The sequence below is a fragment of the Candidatus Firestonebacteria bacterium RIFOXYD2_FULL_39_29 genome (assembly GCA_001778375.1).
Classification (GTDB): domain Bacteria; phylum Oederibacteriota; class D2-FULL-39-29; order D2-FULL-39-29; family D2-FULL-39-29; genus D2-FULL-39-29.
Genome location: MFGV01000021.1, coordinates 1 through 20,789, shown reverse-complemented (window position 1 = coordinate 20,789; position 20,789 = coordinate 1). Strand labels below are relative to the sequence as shown.

Annotated in this window: 16 protein-coding genes; 2 read left to right on the top strand and 14 right to left on the bottom strand. The window is 39.3% G+C overall.

What is annotated here, in order from left to right; genetic code table 11:
• Positions 1–96: 96 nt before the first annotated feature.
• The 4 genes from A2536_01970 to A2536_01955 are packed head-to-tail and all read right to left on the bottom strand — an operon-like array spanning position 97 to position 5,551.
• Positions 97–1,101: a polysaccharide pyruvyl transferase CsaB gene (locus tag A2536_01970; protein ID OGF47531.1), complete on the bottom strand. Its 1,005-nt coding sequence runs from the start codon at positions 1,099–1,101 to the stop codon at positions 97–99.
• The gene (locus tag A2536_01965; protein OGF47530.1) at positions 1,074–2,372 is read right to left on the bottom strand and encodes a hypothetical protein; all 1,299 of its coding nucleotides are present in this window, start codon (positions 2,370–2,372) and stop codon (positions 1,074–1,076) included. The genes A2536_01970 and A2536_01965 overlap by 28 nt, the downstream gene beginning before the upstream one ends.
• Before the next feature lies 1 nt (position 2,373).
• Positions 2,374–2,943 carry a hypothetical protein gene (locus A2536_01960; GenBank protein ID OGF47529.1) on the bottom strand — a complete coding sequence of 190 codons (570 nt, stop codon included), beginning with the start codon at positions 2,941–2,943 and terminating at the stop codon, positions 2,374–2,376.
• Positions 2,944–2,950: 7 nt separating this feature from the next.
• On the bottom strand, positions 2,951–5,551 hold the full coding sequence (locus A2536_01955; protein ID OGF47528.1) for a hypothetical protein: 2,601 nt from the start codon (positions 5,549–5,551) through the stop codon (positions 2,951–2,953).
• 593 nt (positions 5,552–6,144) lie between these two features.
• Here A2536_01955 and A2536_01950 point away from each other — a divergent pair.
• On the top strand, positions 6,145–7,278 hold the full coding sequence (locus tag A2536_01950; protein OGF47554.1) for a hypothetical protein: 1,134 nt from the start codon (positions 6,145–6,147) through the stop codon (positions 7,276–7,278).
• Entirely contained in the window at positions 7,271–8,371 is a 1,101-nt protein-coding gene (locus tag A2536_01945; protein OGF47527.1) for a 3-dehydroquinate synthase, read from the top strand. The genes A2536_01950 and A2536_01945 overlap by 8 nt, the downstream gene beginning before the upstream one ends.
• Before the next feature lie 50 nt (positions 8,372–8,421).
• Here the strand turns inward: A2536_01945 and A2536_01940 are convergent, their stop codons facing one another.
• From A2536_01940 to A2536_01895, 10 genes are all read right to left on the bottom strand, one after another.
• Positions 8,422–9,714 (bottom strand): hypothetical protein, encoded by a 1,293-nt coding sequence (locus A2536_01940; protein ID OGF47526.1) that lies wholly within the window; start codon positions 9,712–9,714, stop codon positions 8,422–8,424.
• A gap of 337 nt (positions 9,715–10,051) precedes the next feature.
• Entirely contained in the window at positions 10,052–11,560 is a 1,509-nt protein-coding gene (locus tag A2536_01935) for a hypothetical protein (GenBank protein ID OGF47525.1), read from the bottom strand.
• A gap of 172 nt (positions 11,561–11,732) precedes the next feature.
• A complete protein-coding gene (locus A2536_01930; protein OGF47524.1) occupies positions 11,733–12,683 on the bottom strand; it encodes a peptide ABC transporter substrate-binding protein in 951 nt (316 codons plus the stop codon).
• On the bottom strand, positions 12,676–13,662 hold the full coding sequence (locus A2536_01925) for a dipeptide/oligopeptide/nickel ABC transporter ATP-binding protein (GenBank protein ID OGF47523.1): 987 nt from the start codon (positions 13,660–13,662) through the stop codon (positions 12,676–12,678). Before A2536_01925 ends, A2536_01930 begins: the two co-directional genes overlap by 8 nt.
• On the bottom strand, positions 13,659–14,477 hold the full coding sequence (locus A2536_01920) for a peptide ABC transporter permease (GenBank protein ID OGF47553.1): 819 nt from the start codon (positions 14,475–14,477) through the stop codon (positions 13,659–13,661). Before A2536_01920 ends, A2536_01925 begins: the two co-directional genes overlap by 4 nt.
• A gap of 32 nt (positions 14,478–14,509) precedes the next feature.
• Entirely contained in the window at positions 14,510–15,481 is a 972-nt protein-coding gene (locus A2536_01915) for a diguanylate cyclase (protein OGF47522.1), read from the bottom strand.
• Positions 15,482–15,484: 3 nt separating this feature from the next.
• Positions 15,485–17,590 (bottom strand): hypothetical protein, encoded by a 2,106-nt coding sequence (locus tag A2536_01910; GenBank protein OGF47521.1) that lies wholly within the window; start codon positions 17,588–17,590, stop codon positions 15,485–15,487.
• 21 nt (positions 17,591–17,611) lie between these two features.
• Positions 17,612–18,586 carry a hypothetical protein gene (locus tag A2536_01905; GenBank protein ID OGF47520.1) on the bottom strand — a complete coding sequence of 325 codons (975 nt, stop codon included), beginning with the start codon at positions 18,584–18,586 and terminating at the stop codon, positions 17,612–17,614.
• Positions 18,587–18,597: 11 nt separating this feature from the next.
• Positions 18,598–19,704, bottom strand: a complete 1,107-nt coding sequence (locus tag A2536_01900; GenBank protein OGF47519.1) for a glycerol-3-phosphate ABC transporter ATP-binding protein — start codon at positions 19,702–19,704, stop codon at positions 18,598–18,600.
• Between the two features lie 183 nt (positions 19,705–19,887).
• The gene (locus tag A2536_01895) at positions 19,888–20,724 is read right to left on the bottom strand and encodes an acetyl-CoA carboxylase subunit beta (protein OGF47518.1); all 837 of its coding nucleotides are present in this window, start codon (positions 20,722–20,724) and stop codon (positions 19,888–19,890) included.
• Between the last annotated feature and the right edge of the window lie 65 nt (positions 20,725–20,789).

Here is a 20,789-nt window from a genome sequence, read left to right as displayed (position 1 = left end):
AAACAAATTTTTAAACCTTTTCCTTCATTGTATCTTCCATCCTCAAGCTTTTGCCAAGCATCCGAGCATCCAAGCCTCTGAGCATCCTTTTTCGCGCTAGTCTTCGAATACCAGCGAAAACGAGTCTTTCACCCTTTTTCCGGCTTCTTCCGGATTAAACTCCGGTTTTTTCCCGATCATGTGTATTATACTACTTTTAATATTTTTTTTGAAAGTATTTTTGTTAAGGTCCAGACAGGGCATTTCGTGGGCCTCACAAAAATATTTAATTTTTGTGTCCACATTAATACCGATAAAGGGCTTATGTAAAGCATACGCCAAAAGCAGACTGTGATATCTTGCTCCTACAACCAGATCAAGAGTTGAGAACTCCCGAAGAAGATCTTCAAGTTTCGCTTTAATCCTTATCTCCCCTCCTATTATATTATCCTCGGGCAGATGAAAAGGATAAAATGTAAAACTTATTTTTTCATTATTTTTAAGTTCATCCCTCACTTCCTGAAGCTCTTCAACAAAATACCCGTAATCGTGGAACTTTCTAAGAGCCAAACCGACTTTTCCTGTGTTTGCCTTTTCTTTTCTGAAGGGGAAAAAATCCAAAGCAAAAACCGCGTCCGCAGTAATAATCGAGTCTTCCTTTAACCCGAGTTTCTTTAATTCCATGTAGGAACCGCGATCCCTTACGGTAATGATATCCGCAAGATTGAGAATCATCCGGGAAAAGTATCTGGGCCACTTACCGTGAATAGGGCCAATTCCCTGAGAAAATAGCACAATTCTCTTAAAAAATAATTTTGAAAGCACAACTATCGAAAGATAGTAAAACAGGCTTCTGGTACTTGTCTTATTCTGGAACAACCCGCCCCCTCCCCCGACAACTGATTTAGCGCGTAAAATCTGCCAAAGAACACTGAAGGGATTCCACCTGTTCACGGCTTTTACCGATAATTCCTTAGCTGTCAACTCCGGTCTTTTCGAAAGAACGGTAATGTCCGCGGTTTCCTTCAGATTATTCACCAGAGAAAGAAGAATAAGATCATCTCCCCTGTTCTTAAAACCAAAATATCCGAATATCAGTATTTTCTTACGAGTTTGAGGCATAGTATAAGTAACCCTCCTATTGTTATCCCGATTAAAAGACCGTACATTGTCCGGAGTACTGAGAGTATAAAATCTGCCTGCGGATGGCAGAAGGTGTTAATAATAGAAGTTTGCCCGAGCGTCCCGAGAGCGATCAAGAATATTGCAGCTACTTTTTCCCAAGAAACTTTTGTGCGGACATACATATAGAGTCCAAGCAGCATAGCCGGATGCCCGGTTAAAAACTCTTTAAGCCGGGGCCTGGCAACAAAAACATTTTCAAACCACTCGCGAAGCTCTTTCTCGAAAGGAAGTAAAGGCATGCTGTAATTACCGGATCTTGCGATAACTGCTACCACAATAAACCCGAGAAGAAAAACGGATATGATACCTGCGGATTTCTTGTTAAATAGTGATTTATTCTCATATGCCAGAATAAAAAATACCGCAAGCGGCGGTAAAAGCAGAGCAACTTTTGCGCCGGAGAACATACTCAGTTTCAGCATAAAATCCGTTTCAGAAAGTGTACCTGCAATAATAAAAGAAGCAAGTAAAGAAACAAAAGTAAGCACGGAAAAACGCACAAAAACACTTTTAAAGAACCGCATTAAAAAGAAGCCAAATAACGGGTATATTATTGAAACAATTAATGCATAGTATTTATTATACAAAAGGCGGTACTTGCTCAAAACAGAACGCATCAACACCGGGTTTGACTTGAAAGTTTTAATTTCATATCCTCTTGAAGTTAAAGATTTTTTGATCTCTTCCGCCGTTTCAATATCAGGAGCTACCAGCACTTTGATATTTCTCTCCACCGCCGCCCTGATAAAACGTTTATATATATCCAACCGCGACAACTTCAAGGCCTCTTCTTTTTTTAAAATATGCAAAGTAAGGATTCTGTTTCTTTTCAGTTTTTGATAATTTAACGCCATTACAAGTTCATTAAGACAAACCAAAGAATTAGCGTCTTTCTCTAACAGCTCTTCCGGAATTATATTGTTTTCAAAACAATACCGGGCGCCTTTTTTTGTTTGAAATTTTTCTCCGGTTTTAACATATAATATTTTTTCACTGTTATTAATGGAACCGCGGTCACTCTGACCGCAAAACACCGTAAAATTTTTACTACCTGCTGTTTTATTTTTTTCCCCGGTAAGGTCCACTGCTATCTCCACGGATTTAGAGGCTTCAAGTTTTAAACGTTCAGATATTTTACCCAGGGAAAGTACGGCAAGCAGCAGCGAGAGCAGGAAGAAGACCGCCATAATAAGGGTCATTTTCTTCATTCTATTTTCTTGCTCCTTTTTTCTTTTTCTCCAACTCAATACCCCTGTAAACAGCAATTACCAGAAAAGCACACAAGATCCCCAGAAAATAACCGTTCAAAACGTCCAGAGGATAATGCACCCCGACATAAACCCTTGAAAATCCTTCGATAAGCGCAATAGCAAATATTATCCAGGAATATTTTTTATAAAAGAAAAAAGTTATGACCGCAAGAGCCATCATATTTGCGGCATGGTTTGAAGGAAAAGAAAATCTCCCGGCCAGCACAAGAATATGCACATTTGGAAGGACATCGCAAGGACGCAACCTGCCAAAAAACGGTTTTATAAGGCGGTAGGCAACAGCATCAGCAAGAAGCACCGCAATAATCATACAAAGTATGGCAATCCTGGTATTCCTGCTGCCCTTGATCATAAAATAAATAGCCACAGCTATAACAGGAATCAAAATAAATTTTTCATTAGTTATAATCGGCATAATAAAATCAAGAACAGGATTAGCGAGATCCTTGTTTAAAAAATAAAAAACCCGGACATCAAGGTCAAGTAGTTTTTTTATAAATTCTTCCATTATTTCCTCATCTTCCGAAAAGGCCTTTGAGTAAATCAGCAGCCTTTTTCTTTAACTCAGGTTCATTCTTTTTTAATTCTTCCACCGCTTTTCTTTTTACATTATTCTGCGCCCTTTCAAGGTTAGGAGCAGGAAGGGCAGGCCTGTTAATAGGACAATTATAATCCACATCCACAGGGATCCAGCCTTTTTCATCTGCTCCATACTTACCAATATCCCCCAAGGCACCGGCAATTCCCGGAGAAAAATCAATTCTGACAGGCAAGAACATCAGACTATCAAGATTTTTGTCAAAGTTAACATAGCCTCCCGCAGCAACATTATATCTGGCATCATCGCAAATAATCCTGAATTCATCAAAAGTAACTTTCTGACTCCCGATTTTATGTTTTCCGGTAAATTCCCGGAAATTTATCTCGTCCGTTCTATTGATCTTGGCTGAGGCAAGCGCATCCCCAAGGATCTTCCAATTGCGCAATTTTCCGTTTACAATCTTATACTCCAAAGAACCGGCAATATTCTTCTTTACATCCCGCATATTCGAACCTGAACCCTTAAGTACAACCCTGGCAACCGCAGCCCCTGAGATCTTTTCTTTCATATGCACGGCAAATTCCGGTTTAAAGAAAGAATCGATAACTGCATTTATCAAATCCCCCGACTGCACTCCGTTAACATCAGCCGAAACTGAATACCCGAGTCCGGGAATATTCATATCTATTTGTATCGTGTTTAAAATAGAACCACTGTAACCGCTGATGGTGTTGTTTAAGTTAGCCGTTTTATTTGCCAGTTTAATTAACGTTACCATATCTGTGAATTTAACTTTTTTATAAATCATCTCTTTAAGCTCTATTTTTCCGTCAACTTTTAGACCGGGATTAACATATACAAGATATTCATTTATCTCTTCATTGGTAAATCCTATAGTTGCATCCGGCTCTGCCGCACTTGCCGCGCCTTTTACAGCCGTAGCAGATGCAGGCATAGAAGATTTCTGTTTTTCCGGCAAGGCATCCATTATCTCGTCTATAAGAAACTTCTGGCATTTCAGGTCCAGCTTAACATCTCCCGTGAACTTAGTCTTCCATTCCGTCATTGTTTCCAGATTAAAATTTGCAGCCGAGATATACCCGCTAAAAGGAGAAGTTCCTGATAAAAAGGCCAAATTCTTAAGCTCCAATATTTTTTCATTAAACAGCAAATCAGCATTTAATTTTGTAACACCGTAGTTAAACTTTGCATACTTGGTACCAAAGTCGGCTATCTTTCCTTTAAGATCAATAACTATACCTTTGTAATCAACGGAATAGTCTTTTTTAACTGGAATTTTCATACTACCCGCCAGCTTTGCCTTACCCTCGGCGGAAAAACCTTCCATTAGAGGAATAAGAGAATATACTTCAGCTATCCCTACTTCCCCGTCAAGATTTACGTTTATTTTAGGCGCTTCAAAACCTGAAAGATTAACTTTTGCTTTCATTGCAGAATCTTTCAGCTTCATATCTGCGTCAAGCACAATTTTTTCCCCGGTCAGGTCAAATTTATAATTCATCACAACAGGATGATTTTTTGGTTTTGTAAAATACGTACTGTACTTGATATCCATTTTCGACAAATCAGCATTACCCGAGCCGTTAGCTTTTATATCGTAGGATTTTTGTGTTTTCACCATGCTCCCTGCCGCACTAAGTTTAAACGAAACATCACCTGCCAGTTTTGTATCGTCAATATAGACCTTCATTTCTTTCGGAACCATTCCACCCGCCAATTTCAGCACCTTTTCGCCGTTCATTACCACAGAAGCGTCAAGCTTAAACTCAGGATTATCCATAAATTTCATTACTTCAGCATCAGCATTAAGCTCCACTCCCGGCAAACGTACAAAAAGCCCGCTGGCCTTACATATTTGTTCCTTTAACCTGACCTCCATTTTACCTTCAAAGGAAAATTCAACAGGCATTTTATTGTAATCCACGGTTGCCGAGGCTTTCACAAGGAAGGGTTTGATACTCTCAAGCGAAAGACCGTCAACCGAAACATTAATATTTCTCACTTCTACCAGCATTACCGGAGTAGAAGAAGCATCCGTGTATTTGACCGTTCCCCCGGTAAGAGCAAACTTTGAAACAGAAAGTTCTACAGGCAGGTCCGCCTTTACCGGCGTTTCAGTTTTTACTTCATTTTTTGAGTTTTTCTCTGAAGCATTTGCCATCTCCATAATATCAGAAATATTGTATTTCCCCTTTTTATCTTTCTCCACCATTATATAAGGCTTAACCAACTCTATTTTCGTAAGTATAACCTGTTTTCTAAAAAGCGCCCAAAAATCATATTTCGCCAGCGCCGACTCGGCAGAAATAAAAGCACCTTTTGTAAAGCCTTCGGAATTACCTATATAGAAGTTTTTAAGCTCTACACCTTTGAACAAGCCAAAAGATATTTTTTCAATCTTCACTTCCCTTTTGAGTTCGGCCGAAGCCTTTTCAGCTATCTTATCTTTCACCTTATCCCAGGGAATAAGAAAAGAAACCACAAGTGTCAAAATCACCGCAATCGCCGCAAAACTTCCGAATACTATCCCTACTATTTTCAAAGTCTTTTTCATATACACGCCCCCAAAATAAATTACGAAAGACAAATTACAAATGACGATAAAAAGTGCTATATATGTCGTACCTTATATTGTACTTCGCACTCGTACTTTGTACTTATTGTTCAGCTGTTATTCTACCAGAATCTTTCTACATATACCAAATATTTTCTAATAAAGCATATATATCAAATCGATAATATAAATTATTAAAAGACTTTTCGGTTAAACCAAATAAATACCAGAAATTCCTCAAAAAAACAGAATAAAATTAGAACTGTAGTTGCTTGATTTATCAAGCATTTTAGGCCTCATCCCTCCAGAGGCGGGCACGTAATGAGGCAACTACAAAAAATATTCAGGATGATGAATTTCCAAATAAAGACATCAAGCCGCACACACATTATCTTTTAAGCAGTTTGAGCTTATTAAACATTGACTTTTTTTCCGGGTATGGGTAAAATGTGAACGTTAGCAAATTCAATTAGTGAGGATAAAACATGAAAATTCTATTTATCACCTTAACAATCGCCTATATTCTTCTTCGCATCCTATTTACATATCTGGACAAAAAGGGCGGCAAGACCGGAGAAAAAGAGAAGCTAGCCTTGAAATACTTCACTGAGGAAGATATTAAAAAGGGCAAGGAATATCATGACAGGGGTTTTGGTGCGGGAGTGGCAAAAAAAATAATCGATTTGCTCTTCCCCCTGATTTTTTTCTTTAGCGGCTTTGCAGTCTATTTATCGGGGCTTTTGTCTCCAATTTCTTTCAACTACCTAACCCTTCAAACGGCGCTCTTTGCGCTTTGCTACATACTTATCCAGTTTTTGCTAAACTTGCCGTTTAGCTATTACTTTTCTTACGTACTCGAACATAAATTCGGGTTTTCCAATCTGACCTTAAAAGACTGGCTCATCTACAACATTAAGCAATTTTCTGTAGGAGCAGTTATCAATATCATTATTATCTCCGCAGCTTATATGACCTTTAGAAAATCCGGAGAAAACTGGGTCTGGTTTATCCCTGTTGTTCTTTTAGCCTTCGAACTGGTACTTACCTTTCTTTATCCGTACCTGGTACTGCCTCTTTTCTACAAAAAGAGCAATTTCGAACAGGGTGAATACACCAAACCTATTTTTGAAGTTGCAGATAAGGCAGGGATTAAACTTAAAAAACTTTTTCAGATCAACGAATCAAAATATTCAAAACATACAAACGCCTTTTTTACCGGATTTGGTCCTGAAAAATCAATTTACATATTTGATACTCTGGTGAAAAACAATACGCCTGAAGAGGTCGCTTCCGTAGTAGCTCACGAGGCCGGACATTGGAAATACCATCATGTACTTAAAGGAATTGCCCTCGGTTTCTTTGGCTCTTTTATTATAGCCTGGTTAATAGCGTTAACATTTCCTGAATTTTCAGGAGGGCTCATCATCTCAGAAGCCGCAGGATTGCCGCTTCTGATGTTTATACTGACTGTCTATACATTCTTTACAACTCCTATTGACAGCTTTTTCAGCAGGAAGATGGAAGTGACCGCCGACACCTTCGAACTAAAAACCACTCAAAATAAAGCAGTTTTTATCTCCAGCATGGTAGGGCTTGCAAAAGATAACAAGTCCTATCTTTACACGGATGACTTCCTGACTTTCTGGTTCGCTTCCCATCCGCCAATGCTTGACAGGATTAAAATGGCGGAAGATTTCGCAGAAACTAACGGGGTAAAAAATGCCTGAAATAATTAAAATATCCCTGAAAACAAGAACCGACAAGAGTTACGACATCGTCCTCGGTAATAACATACTTTCAAATCTTGGGCAAGCGGTTAAAAAACTTAAATGCGGCAACTCTATTTTTATAATTACTGATAAAAATGTAGCAAGATTTTATTTAAAGAAGACTATAACGGCCTTGAAAAAAGGCGGGTTTTCCGATGTAGGAAAAGTCATTATCCCTGCAGGCGAAGTACAAAAGAATTTTAAGACCTACCTTAAGATTCTCAATGCCCTTTATGAATTTGATAAGAACCAGCAGAAAAAGGTTATTTTACTTACTCTCGGCGGCGGAGTAGTCGGCGATCTCGGAGGCTTTGTTGCAAGCAGTTACAGGCGCGGGGTTAACTATATTCAGGTCCCGACAACCTTACTCGGTCTCGTAGACTGCGGTCTCGGCGGAAAAACAGCCTTTAACTTCAGGGAAGCTAAAAACCTTATAGGCGCCTTCTGGCAGCCAAAGATGGTTTACATGGATACAGCAGTATTAAATACTCTCCCTCTAAGAGAACTAAAATGCGGTCTGGCGGAGGCAATAAAGTACGGAGTGATCAAAGACAGCTCGCTCTTTTCTTTCTTTGAAAAGAACATGAGAAAGCTTTTAAACTATGACAAAACCGCTCTTAATAAAATGATACCTGTTTGCGCGGGAATAAAAGCCAAAATCACCTCAGCAGACGAAAGAGACGATAAAGATATCAGGATAATACTGAACTACGGTCATACTCTCGGCCACGCAATCGAAGCCGCCACAAACTACAAGAAATTCCACCACGGAGAAGCCGTAGGTATAGGCATGGTCTTAGCCGCAAAACTGGCAGTCAAACTGGGTTGTCTTTGCTCTTGTGAAGCAACACGAATAGAATCTCTTATTCGTAAGGCAGGACTCCCCGTCTCAGCCAAAGGAATAGAGCCAAAGAAAATCCTCGCCTCAATGAAAAGAGATAAGAAGTTCGTCTCCGGTGTAAACAGATTTGTGCTTCCTATAAGCATAGGAAAAGTAAAAATAGTTGAGAACATTCCTGAAGATATAATTGCAAACATCCTAACCAACTAAATTAGGGACAGCGACCAATTAAATGAATAAATTGGTCGCTGTCCCTAATTTTATTTATCTCTAGTTAATTTACCTGCTATTTCTTTGCAGGCTTCAGAGAGATCGTTTATGGAAGAACACTCGGCGGAGGCGGTAACGGTGGTATTTCCGGAGCTTACATCGAGCATTATGGAATTAATTATGTATTTTGAGCCAATTTTGTTTACTGAGCTTACGACCACTTCCTGCATATTCAGCGCTTTCCCAACTTCGATGGCACACTCCGGGTTGGCACAACCGGCATCCCTGTACTTTTCTCTTATTACCTTATCCATATCAAATTTCTCGATAACCTTATATTTACCGGAATTTATAAGATTATTTCTCAGCAACTCCGTGACTATCTCGACAACACTGGGAGTGATATTCTCACTTGCCATATACATTACCGCTATTTCCATTTTAGACGCGGGAAAGTCCTTAACGTCCAACACCCCGCTTATTTCTCTTTTCTCTTTACTTTCCTTACTGTCTTTGTTTCCAACCGTGGTCTTATTTTTCTTTTCCTCTCTTAATCTTTTAAGTTTGTCATCAAGAGTTTCATTTTTCCACTTTTTAAATTTATCATCATTGCTTTCGCCATTTTTTTCCTTTTTCTCTTTATCTTTGTCTTTATTCTCCCCATCGTTCTTATCCTTTTTTTCTTTTGATCCTTTCCCTTTATTTTCTTTTTCCTCTTTCCATCTTTTAACTTTATCCTCAATGCTTTCGTCTTTATTTTCCTTGTTTTCTTTTAATTTGTCTTTAGAATCTTTGTCAGCAGGCTGAGCAGGGACAGTATCCGTGGTTCCTGAACCGGGAATAGCAGGAGTTGTACCGCTGTTACCGCTTTCTTTTGTCTTATCCGCCGCTTCCTTTTTCGCTTTTTCTTCTGCAACAGCCTTATCAGCCGCCTCTTGCTTTACTTTTTCTTCTGCCGCAGCTTTATCAGCCGTTTCTTTCTTTGCTTTCTCTTCAGCAACAATCTTGTCAGCCTCTTCTTGCTTTGCTTTTTCTTCTGCCGCAGCCTTGTCAGCCGCCTCTTGCTTTGCTTTTTCTTCTGCAACAGCCTTGTCAGCCGCTTCCTTTTTTGCTTTCTCTTCTAATGCAACCCTGTCAGCAAATTCCTGTTTTTCTTTTTCTGCTGCAGCTTTGTCCGCAGCATCTTTTGCTGCTTTGTCTGCCGCATCCTTTGCTGCCTTATCCGCCGGCTGCGCAGCTAAATATAGCACATCCAAATCTTTCAATTTTTGTTCCGCCAAAATACCGCCTTCCGAAACAAACAAAAATGACCAAACACACATCACAAATAATGTTTTTTTCATTTTCACCATCCTTACTATTAATTTTATCATCCCTGCGAATATTTTCACTTACATTATAACACCGTTTTATTATTTTTGCAAAGTTTACATATGTACCCGAAATCCGAAGTAGAAAGCATACCATTATTGGCTTGCATAATATTAAAGTTTAGTGGAATTTCGGGTTCGATTCCACCGATTACAAAGCTACTGGATTCCACTGATTAGACAATGAACATAATGGTTTCATGAAGTTCTAATTTGAATAGTTCTACTTCGTTTTTATGGTATGTATTTTAGTTTACACTTTAGTTTAAACTAATGTTTAGAATGATTTCACATGTACAATACAGGGTTTTCAAGTAGTCTTGTTTTTCCAATAAGGCAGGTTTTGTCTGTATATTCGCATATAATGGTTAAGGTATTCATTATTATAGAAGTCCTTCAACTTCTTTCCGGCTTTTATGAGTTCTTTTTTATTACGATTTACAAAACTTACCGGATCTTTTATTGTGTTTGAGCCTAATCCTGCAAGTAAGGCGGCACCGAAACATACAGACTCGGATACCTCCGGCACTGTTAAAGTTCTTCCTAAAATGTCTGCTTTTCTTTTAAGCCAGAGTTTATTTTTGGCACCACCGCCTATTACGATTATTTCCTTCGCTTTGAAGCCGACTGTTTTTTCGGCAGTTTCAATCAGAAGTCTGTATTCATAAGCAAGTCCTTCATAAGCCGCATTTATAAGGTCTCCTTTTGTCGTATCCGGATGGAATCCTATTATCATGCCTTTCGCCTCGCGCAGTCCATACGGAGCACCTATCCCAAGCCAATGCGGCAACACATAAAGACCGTTTGACCCGGGTTTTGATCCTTTCGCGTCTTTAATCATCGTTTTATATATTTTACTCTTCTTTTGATCTGTTTCATAATATTCACGCATAAGCCATTCAATAATTCCACCGGAGTAATATAACCCTGCCATAGCATAATACATACTGCCGAACGTATAGCATCCAAAAGAAAAACCTGAATTAAAATATTTATTCAGATTGTCAATATTTTCCAGAGGGACACATATACTTTCCGCAGTCCCCATAGAATCAAGCGCTTTCCCTTCCGAGAAAAGTCCCGCGCCCAGACTGCCGCAAACATGATCATGCCCGCCAAGGACAACCTTTGTATTGATAGAAAGCCCGCATTCTTTCGAGGCTTTCTCTGTGACATTTCCAACAAAAGTCCCTGAAGGAAACGCTTTGGGTAAAAAGCTTTCTTTAATACCCGCAAAATCAAGCATCTTTTTTGACCATTTTTTATTCTTAATATCAAATAACGCTGTTCTTGAAGCAATTGAATAATCCGTTGCCCACTCGCCTGATATTCTTTTAATAAGGTAGTCCGGAACACAAACCCACTTTGCCGCTTTTTTAAAGGCAATTCTCTCATGTTCCTTAAACCAGATGATCTTGCATATTGAAAAAATATGAGTAAGATTTACCCCTGTAATCCCAAAGATTTCTTTTTTTGAAATTTTTCTCAATATCTTTTTCATCATAGGTATTGTACGTTTATCAAACCAGGGAATAATATGAGTTAAAGGCAATCCGTTTTCATCCGCTAAACATCCCGCCTCTGCCATGGAAGCAAAGGAAATTGCTTTTATCAGTTCAGGGTTTTTAACCTTTATTACGGCCTGACGGATCAAAACACAAAATATCTTCCACATTTGATTGGCATCGTAATAACTATTACCACTCTTATCCTTTTTTACAGGCGCAGGATGACTGACAGAGATAATAAGCCGACCCTTTAAGTCGTAAAGGTTAGCTTTCCAGTTTGTAGTACCGATGTCAAGACCGAGTAAATACATAGATAACTCCTTAACTATATTGTTAAAACGTTACACGTTATCACGTTGCTCACGTAAAACATTTGTCCATAAAAGTCCATAATGTCTGTAAAGGTCTATAATAGTCCCACATTAATGTGGTATTATTATATTCAATAACTCAAATATGTAAACCCAGTACCCAGCACCTTTTTTATTCTTTCCAGCATGCAACTTTATGCCGATTTCCTTTATCCTTCAGCTGTGGAATTTCCTTTTCACACTTTTCTATTCTTTCCGGACACCTAAAGTAAAAGGGACAGCCGGCGGGTTTGTTTAAATTAGACGTGCCTTCTTTGTATGTTTTCAAAACTTCTTTGTTCTTTTTTTCAGACATTGACGGTACTGAAGAAAGCAGCAGCTTTGTATAGGGATGCAGAGGAGTTTTGTATATATCTTCATTTTCCCCTTCTTCTATTATCACACCGTAATACATTACAGAAATCCTGTCACAAATATTTCTCACAACTCTTAAGTCATGGGAGATGAACAAATAAGTCAGATTGGATTTTTCTTTTAGATCTTTCAGAAGATTAATAATCTGAGCCTGCACGGAAACATCAAGTGAGGATACGGGCTCGTCACAGACCACGAACTTTGGATTTCCGACAAGGGCTCTTGCTATACAAATCCTCTGCCGCTGGCCGCCTGAAAATTCGTGCGGGTACCGATAATAAGTATCTTCCGGAAGCCCGATGGTTTTTATAGATTCTTTTACTCTTTTTTCTATGTCTTTTTCGCCGTAAATCTTAAGTACTTCACCTATAGCATTTCCTATCCGTATTCTCGGGTTTAAAGAAGCAAAAGGATCCTGGAATACTATCTGCATCTCTTTTCTTATCCGGAAAAGCTCTTTCTCGGGCAAACCGGATATTTGTTTGCTTTCAAAAAACGCTTCACCGCTGTCGGGCTTTTCCAAACCAAGAATAAGCTTTCCCACTGTTGTTTTTCCGCAGCCGCTTTCCCCGACCAATCCGAGTGATTCTCCGACTTCTATTTCAAGACTTACTCCATTAACGGCAAATACAGGTCTGCCTTTACTAAAAATCCCCTCTGAACTCTTGAAAGATTTTTTAAGGTTCTTTACCTCAATAAGTTTAGCCATTCTTCTGCTCCCCGCCGAAATATCTAAAACACCAGGCAGAATGTTCTTTGGAGAACATACTCTCAACAGGATCTTTCATTTTACAGATATCCATAACATAAGGGCATCTGGGGTGAAACCTGCAGCCTGTGGGGATATCCGTCAGGTCTGGAATATTTCCCGCAATAGTATAAAGGCGCTTTTTCACGGGGCCAAGGTCGGGAACTGATTTCAGAAGTCCTTCGGTGTAAGGGTGCTTTGCGCTTCCAAATATCTCGTTTTTACTCCCTTTTTCCATGATTTTACCGGCATACATAACATAAACCCGATCTCCAATCTCATTTACAATTCCAAGGTCATGGGTAATTAGTAGAATACTAAGAGAGAGTTTTTCTTTCAAATCAGCCAGAAGTTCCAGAATTTGCGCCTGAATGGTCACATCCAGCGCCGTTGTCGGTTCATCCGCTATAAGTAAGGAGGGATTACTCACAAGACCCATAGCTATCATCACACGCTGCCGCATTCCTCCTGAAAGTTCATGAGGATAAGAACTAAAGACCCTTTTTTCATCGGTTATGCCTACGAGTTTCAGTACCTCTATTATTTTTTCATCCCTTTCTTTACCCTTAAGTCCGAGATGTATCTCTATTGATTCCCCTATCTGCCCGCTTACACGGAATACGGGATTCAAACAGTTAAACGGCTCCTGGAACACCATTGATATCTCAGCCCCGCGGAGCGCCCTCATCTTTTCTTCGGAAATTTTTAGCAGGTTTTCATCGTTAAATATTATTTCTCCGGATGTAACTACTCCCGGATTGGGAACTAACCTCATAATTGCAAGAGCTGAAACCGTTTTTCCCGATCCGGATTCCCCCACAAGACAAACCGTTTCTTTTTTTCTTACCGAAATATTTATACCATCCACAGCGGTCAACGTCCCGTCCGGGGTAAAAAATCCAACCGATAAATTATTTACTTCCAGCATTTTATCTTTCATTCTACAAGCCTGGGATCCAGAGCATCTCTAAGTCCCTCGCCTAAAATATTATAAGACATAACCGTAATAAATATTGCCAAACCGGGATAAACAGTCAACCACCAGGCCCTTTCGATATAATCTTTACCTGAAGTTAAAATATTTCCCCAGCTCGCATCCGGAGGCTGAACACCAAGACCCAGGAAACTTAAACCGGATTCTAAAAGTATCGCCCCTCCAACCCCAAATATTACAGATACAAATACCGGGGATAAGGCATTGGGTAAAATGTGTTTAAATATTATCCGGCCGTTTGATGCACCTGAAACCCTTGCAGCCAGCACATACTCTCTTTTTTTCAAGGTAAGAAACTCAGCTCGAACCAAACGGGCAAGATCCATCCATCCGGTTAAACCAATTATTATCATTACATTAATAATATTCGGTCCCAGATACACAGTCAGCATTAATATCAAAAATAGCGTAGGTATTGAGAGCATTATATCAACAAAACGCATTAATACCGTATCAAGCCAGCCCCCATAATACCCCGCCGCAGAACCTATTAAAATTCCTATAATAGCGGATATAATCACAGCTATAAATCCCACAGCCAAAGAGACCCTCGCACCAAAAACCATCCGCGAAAAAACATCCCTTCCAAGTTCATCTGTCCCGCATATATGCTTTGAATTCGGCGCTAAAAGCCTTTCTTCAATGTTTTGATCTTCAGGATTAAAAGGTGCAATCATGGGAGCAAAAACCGATAGAAAACTCAGTACAAATATTACAAAAGCTCCTAAAAATGCAAGTTTATTACGAATTAGCTTTCCCAACACCTTTTGTCCTTTATGTAATATTTGATCTTTCATTGATATCTAATCCTCGGATCTACCAATGCATAGGTAATATCAGCAATAATATTGCCTATTAATGTTAATATTGCTGCAAAAATAACTACTCCCATAATAACCGTGTAATCAAAATTGAAAAATGACTCATAAGCCAAACGTCCCATTCCGGGCCAGGAAAATATCGTTTCAAATATAAAACCACCGCCGATAAGTCCGGGTAAGGATAGCCCGAGTATTGTGACAATAGGTAAAAGCGCATTTCTAAAAGCATGTTTAAATATTACTTTGTTTTCCGACAACCCTTTAGCTCTGGCAGTTCTGATATAATCCTGACGGACAACCTCCAGCATACTGGATTTTGTATAACGGGATATACTTGCAACCCCGCCGAAAGCACTCACAAATACAGGGAGCACAAGATGCCATAAACGGTCAAATATCTGAAGATATACCGGAAAACTTTCAGCATCGGATGATCTCATACCTGATACAGGCAAGAGTTTGAGATAATTCCCAAAATACGACATTAATAGGAGCGCCAGCCAGAACGTAGGGATGGAGTAACCCAGGAATGTTCCAATTGAAAATATTTTATCAAAATACCCGTTTTGTTTTATAGCTGAATAAATACCAATAGGAATAGCAACAACAAATATCACACACATCGACAAAACGGTTAACAGTAATGTGTTAGGGATTCTTTCCAGGATCTTATCTATAACCTGACGGTTATCAATAAAGGATTCACCAAAATCCAGCCGGACTACACGCCACAGCCATTTCACATACTGAACAGATAAAGGTTTATCGAGATCGTAAAGCGCCCTGAGCTTTGCCACGGAATCCGCAGAAATTTTTGCGTTCATATTACTTTGAAGCGCTGTAGGCCCGCCGGGTGTAATATGAATAATTACAAATGTAATTACCGTAATACCAAATAATACCGGGATGGAAAGAAGCAGTCGTCTAATGATATATTTTGTCATAGGTCAGTACTTGAAGTCCCCCGGGGAAAGCTTTTTATCAAGAATAGATTCTTTATAGGCTCTAAGCTGAAGAGTAAAGCCAACAGATTCATTAGTATATATACCATAGGTTTTTGAGTAATTTATGTCTAAATACCAGCAATCCGTAAGATTTGTAGAAATCGCAGCATGCTGTTCCTTAACTTCATTTGCCACAGTATCAAAGCGAGCTCCATATTCTATACGAATGTCCTTTCCTAAATCCATCGCAAGAGAACCGGAAAGATATAGGAAATCAGCATAGGAGGGAGCACGATTCAAATAATTAATACCAAATGTTATTTTCGTCCCGGTGGGTTTACCATAATTAGCAAAAACATCAGCGGATTTTACCGTACTGTCGACTATACTATATTGTAAAAAAGAGGAAGCATTGAAATCTTCAGAAACAAAAACATTTATAGAATTGAGAATATTACTGAAGTTTAATCTGGGATCGTTATAATAATTCCTGAAATCATAACCGCTTGAAAAGGTGGTGGAGAAAAAACTTTCAATTCTCAGATTAAGACGCCCGTCAAGCCTGCTGTTTAACACCCCTCCATAAAAGTCATAGCTTATATCGGTAAGCCGCTGGGAATACGAATAAGTAAAGTCCGTATCCATATTCATGTTCCAGGAAGTATGCAGATTGGTTGTAGCATAGTAATCAGCAGTTGTCAGATTCCCAACAGTGTGTAACTCCAGTCGATCCTGGGTATAAGCATTAAACCCCATAGTGGTATTAAGGTTAGTTGATTGATCTAATTGCATGGAATATGAAATCCCAGGATGACCTCCAAGCCTGAGGATATAATATCCACTGTTCCCGCTGTAGTAATTGGCAAGTTCGCTCCAAAAACTGTAATAAAGACTGGTCTCACCAAAGCGCAATGACGAAGTGCTGAATCTCAACATCGGGAGAGTCAGATATGCCATTTTGTAAGCACTGTCTTTAAGAAAATATGTATCCTGACGGTCAATTGCTGCAATAACCGAAAATGCCGGATCGTAATACGTCCCTGCAATATAAGATCTAATATCTCTGGATACAATCGGAAAACCATAGGAATCATATTCCTGAGTCAACGCCTCATCAGTGAGAAAATTAAGCCGCCCCACAAGGTTAAAAGTATTGTCAAATCTGCTTAAATGTTCAAGATTCAGGCGGATTCTCTCTTTACCGGTATCATTCTCGCGGATATAGTAAGCATAGAGGTATCCATTTGTCGAGCCTTCATCAAATCTATAATTTTGTTGTATCCCGTACCCTAACCCTTTTTTCGTCATAAGATCCAGCAAAATTGCGCCGGAAAGATACGCAGAAAAATCATAGTTATACGCAAGCTTAAGAAAACCGCCTTCATTGCTTGAATAACCGGGATTCACGGTTAGAGGACTCTTTGAGGATATTTTCAGAGACTTCCAAATATAAGGAAAATAAAACACAGGAATATCTCCGATATAAAGCAGGACATTCCAGCTTTCAACTATATTATCTATTTCAACATGTATTTTCTGAGAAACCAGACGGTAGTGAGGATGCTCTTTATCCTTACAGGTAGTGGCATAGCCTTCCATTATTGAAACATTCTTTTCATCCGGTTTTTCTATAGCTAAACCTTTAAAATACCACGGACCGTTTGAAAGTTGGATCCGGTCTATTCTCCCTGTTTTACTCTTCATATTAAAGGAGACATAAGCGCCATTAATAATACTGTCACCTTCCTTAAGAATAATATTCCCCTTGGCCTCCAAATACGACGATTTCACATCAAATCTTACTTCATCTGCGGTAATTTCGGTCCCTTTGTATATTACTTTTACATTTCCTCTTCCATTTATTATCCCCAAACCTTCATCGTATTCCAGATAGTCCGCAGAACAATCAACCGGTATTTTTTCTTCGGAGGTCACTTCCTGCTTGGGAAGTATAACTGATTCAGAAGTGACAACACTTTTTTCCGCAGAAGTCCGTTCTATTGTAACTCCGGCCGCCGGAGCCGATATTTCCCCGCCATAAGTATTTATTACACCACAAAATAATAAAACCGCCCAAAACAAAAGGGCGGCTATTGTTTTACTTAACATATTGCCTTCCGGCTCCCGACATTAAATATGATTCCAAACAAGAGAACTTGAACCAAGCACTCCCGCATCGTCCGAAAGCTTGCCGGGAACAATCTTTACTCTCTTTTTTAAGAATTTAAAACCTATCATATTAAATTTTTTCTTTATTGGGTTTAGCAAAACATCCCCGGCCTTTGAAACTCCGCCGCCTATTACCACCATTTCAGGACTTAAAGTATTAACGATACTGATCAGAGCAGTCCCAATCTCTGCGCCAATTTCGTTCCAAAGAGCTTTAGAATATTTATCATTTTGCATTGCCGCTTTTTTAAGTATTGCCGGAGTGATCTTTGATAAATCCCCGTTCACGAGTTTTACTATTGCGGTCTTTTTTCCATTTTTTATGTCCGTCCTCACACGCTCAGCTATGAAATTCGCGCCCACATAAGACTCCACACACCCTATACTCCCACAATGACACTTTTTTCCTTCTTTCCTGATTATTATATGTCCCAGTTCTCCGGCCGTCTCAAAAGACCCTACATAAAGTTTACCGTCAATAATAATACCGCCGCCAAGCCCGGTCCCGAGAGTAATACACACCATATTTTTTGTGCCTTTTCCCGCACCAAAGGTATGTTCACCGACAGCATACGCATTAGCATCATTTGCAACAAACGTTTTTATTTTTAAACGAGATTCCATGTATTTTTTAATATTCATCCCGTCCATTCCCGGCAAATTGGGCGGTTCATGAATAATCCCTTTTTTATGTTCCACAAGACCCGGTGTTCCCATACCAATACCAATAATTCTTTTTCTTATTTTTGGGTCGGCTTTTAAAATTAAGGAGTTTATTAATTGAACTATGCGGTCAAGAACAGCTTTCCCTCCAAGTTTTGCCATGGTAGGGATTTTTTCACGCAAAATTACCTTTCCTGAATAATTAACAATCCCCGCGGCAATATTAGTACCGCCGAGATCAACTCCTATCGCATATTCATTTTTTTTTGACATCTTTTTTAATCCTAGATAATAGTAGTTTCTGTCTGACGGTCGAAAAAGTGTACTTTTTCCATATTAAACACGATTTCCCCTTTTTCAGAAATCTTCAACTGTTCATGAGAATCAAGGGATGCGACAAAAGACGACTGTCCTGTCGTAAGATAAACATATGCAGAAGAACCAATCGGTTCAATTACATCAACCATGGCCGAAATCTTCCATTCCGGGTCAGCAAGTTTTGAAATCCTTTTTTCTTCTATGTACTCGGGACGCACCCCGAGTATAATTTCTTTTCCGTCATAAGAAGACATTTTATCATTCATGCTTTTATCAAGTTTCAAAGTAAAACTACCTTCTCCAAAATATACATTTCCATTTTTCTTTTCAATTTTACCGTTAAGAAAATTCATCGGAGGCGTGCCTATAAAACCTGCAACGAATTTATTTTTGGGATGATCATAGATAGTAACCGGATCGCCTATCTGCTGGACAAAACCATCCTTCATAACAACAATCCTGTCCCCCATGGTCATAGCTTCCACCTGATCATGAGTAACATAAATCATCGTCGCCTGAAGCCGGTTGTGCAGTTTTATAATCTCTGTTCTTGTCGAACCTCTTAATTTTGCATCAAGGTTTGATAAAGGTTCGTCAAACAAGAAAACTTTTGGTTTTCGTACTATGGCTCTGCCTACGGCCACACGCTGGCGCTGTCCGCCTGAAAGTTGTTTTGGACGTCTTTCCAGGAGTTCTTGAATTCCCAAAATCTCTGCAGCTTCCATGACACGCCGCTTAATCTCATCTTTCGGATATTTTCTGATCTTCAAACCAAACGCCATATTATCATAAACAGTCATATGCGGATACAGTGCGTAGTTCTGAAAAACCATAGCCACATCTCTGTCCTTGGGAGGGATTTCATTGACCACTTTATCGTCAATCAATATTCTACCGGAAGTAATTTCTTCGAGACCTGCGATCATTCTGAGGGTTGTTGATTTGCCGCAACCCGAAGGTCCGACAAGGACAACAAACTCCTTGTCATTGATTTCAAGACTCATTTCAGCAACTGCAGGTTTTGGATTGTTTATGAACCTCTTTTCTATCTTTTCAAGTATTACCTTCGCCATCTAATGGCCTCCTTTTACCGAGCAGAGCACGTACGGCTGAAGCCGAGTAAAAATATTTCCGCCTAGGCGGATGAGTATTACATGAATATTACGGTGTATATATTACCATTTATATTTTACCATTAAAATTAAAGAAAAATCAAATCTAATCAGAAAATGCTAAAAAAATAAAGCAAAGTATGCTTAATTATTATAGAAAAACTTTAAAACCTTAGAGAGGCTTTCTTTCAAGTCTTTTCTGTGGACTACCATATCAATAAAACCGTGTTCCTGCAGGAATTCCGACCTCTGAAAACCTTTCGGAAGCTTTTGCCTTATGGTCTGTTCGATAACTCTCGGGCCTGCAAATAAGATCAAAGCATTTGGTTCTGCAATAGTAATATCTCCGAGCATTCCCCAACTGGCAGTAACACCCCCGCCGGTCGGGTCCGTTAAAAGAGCAATATAAGGAATATGTGCGTCTGTCAGTTTTTTTAAAGCCGCGCTGGTCTTTGCCATCTGCATAAGCGAGAGGATACCTTCCTGCATTCTTGCGCCGCCGCCGGAAGAAGAAACAAGAAGAAGCGGGATTTTTCTGGCTATCGCATGCTCAACAATCCTTGTCAGCTTTTCCCCCACTACAGAACCCATGGAACCCATCATAAAGAAAGAATCCGTTACACCGATTGCTGTCGGAATCCCGCAGATCTTACCTTCACCTGTAATAATCGCATCATCTAAGCCGGTAGCTTCCTGACTTTTCTTAAGTTTTCCTTTATATTCAGGAAAGTTAAGCGGGTCCATAGGTATCACTCTGTTTTTATCTTCCACCCAGGTCCCTTCATCAACAAGGAGTTTAATTCGTTCCTTGGCATTCATCCTGAAGTGATTCTGGCATTTAGGACAAACACGAAGGTTTTCTTCCAATTGCTTGGTATATATCATTTCTTTACAATTATCGCATTTACTCCACAAACCATTGGGTATTTCCACTTTTTTCGCAGTAAGTTCCCTAAATTTCATTTTTTTAAATAAAGCCATATAACCTCCAATTAAATCAATTACTAATACAGACTGTGTCGCAATTATTTCTAGAAACACCGTTC

Excerpts from the sequence above, each read along its gene's own strand:
- A2536_01970 (OGF47531.1), bottom strand. The coding sequence starts at position 1,101 with ATGCCTCAAACTCGTAAGAAAATACTGATATTCGGATATTTTGGTTTT.
- A2536_01965 (OGF47530.1), bottom strand. The coding sequence starts at position 2,372 with ATGAAGAAAATGACCCTTATTATGGCGGTCTTCTTCCTGCTCTCGCTG.
- A2536_01960 (OGF47529.1), bottom strand. The coding sequence starts at position 2,943 with ATGGAAGAATTTATAAAAAAACTACTTGACCTTGATGTCCGGGTTTTT.
- A2536_01955 (OGF47528.1), bottom strand. The coding sequence starts at position 5,551 with ATGAAAAAGACTTTGAAAATAGTAGGGATAGTATTCGGAAGTTTTGCG.
- A2536_01945 (OGF47527.1), top strand. The coding sequence starts at position 7,271 with ATGCCTGAAATAATTAAAATATCCCTGAAAACAAGAACCGACAAGAGT.
- A2536_01940 (OGF47526.1), bottom strand. The coding sequence starts at position 9,714 with ATGAAAAAAACATTATTTGTGATGTGTGTTTGGTCATTTTTGTTTGTT.
- A2536_01935 (OGF47525.1), bottom strand. The coding sequence starts at position 11,560 with ATGTATTTACTCGGTCTTGACATCGGTACTACAAACTGGAAAGCTAAC.
- A2536_01930 (OGF47524.1), bottom strand. The coding sequence starts at position 12,683 with ATGGCTAAACTTATTGAGGTAAAGAACCTTAAAAAATCTTTCAAGAGT.
- A2536_01925 (OGF47523.1), bottom strand. The coding sequence starts at position 13,662 with ATGAAAGATAAAATGCTGGAAGTAAATAATTTATCGGTTGGATTTTTT.
- A2536_01915 (OGF47522.1), bottom strand. The coding sequence starts at position 15,481 with ATGACAAAATATATCATTAGACGACTGCTTCTTTCCATCCCGGTATTA.
- A2536_01910 (OGF47521.1), bottom strand. The coding sequence starts at position 17,590 with ATGTTAAGTAAAACAATAGCCGCCCTTTTGTTTTGGGCGGTTTTATTA.
- A2536_01905 (OGF47520.1), bottom strand. The coding sequence starts at position 18,586 with ATGTCAAAAAAAAATGAATATGCGATAGGAGTTGATCTCGGCGGTACT.
- A2536_01900 (OGF47519.1), bottom strand. The coding sequence starts at position 19,704 with ATGGCGAAGGTAATACTTGAAAAGATAGAAAAGAGGTTCATAAACAAT.
- A2536_01895 (OGF47518.1), bottom strand. The coding sequence starts at position 20,724 with ATGGCTTTATTTAAAAAAATGAAATTTAGGGAACTTACTGCGAAAAAA.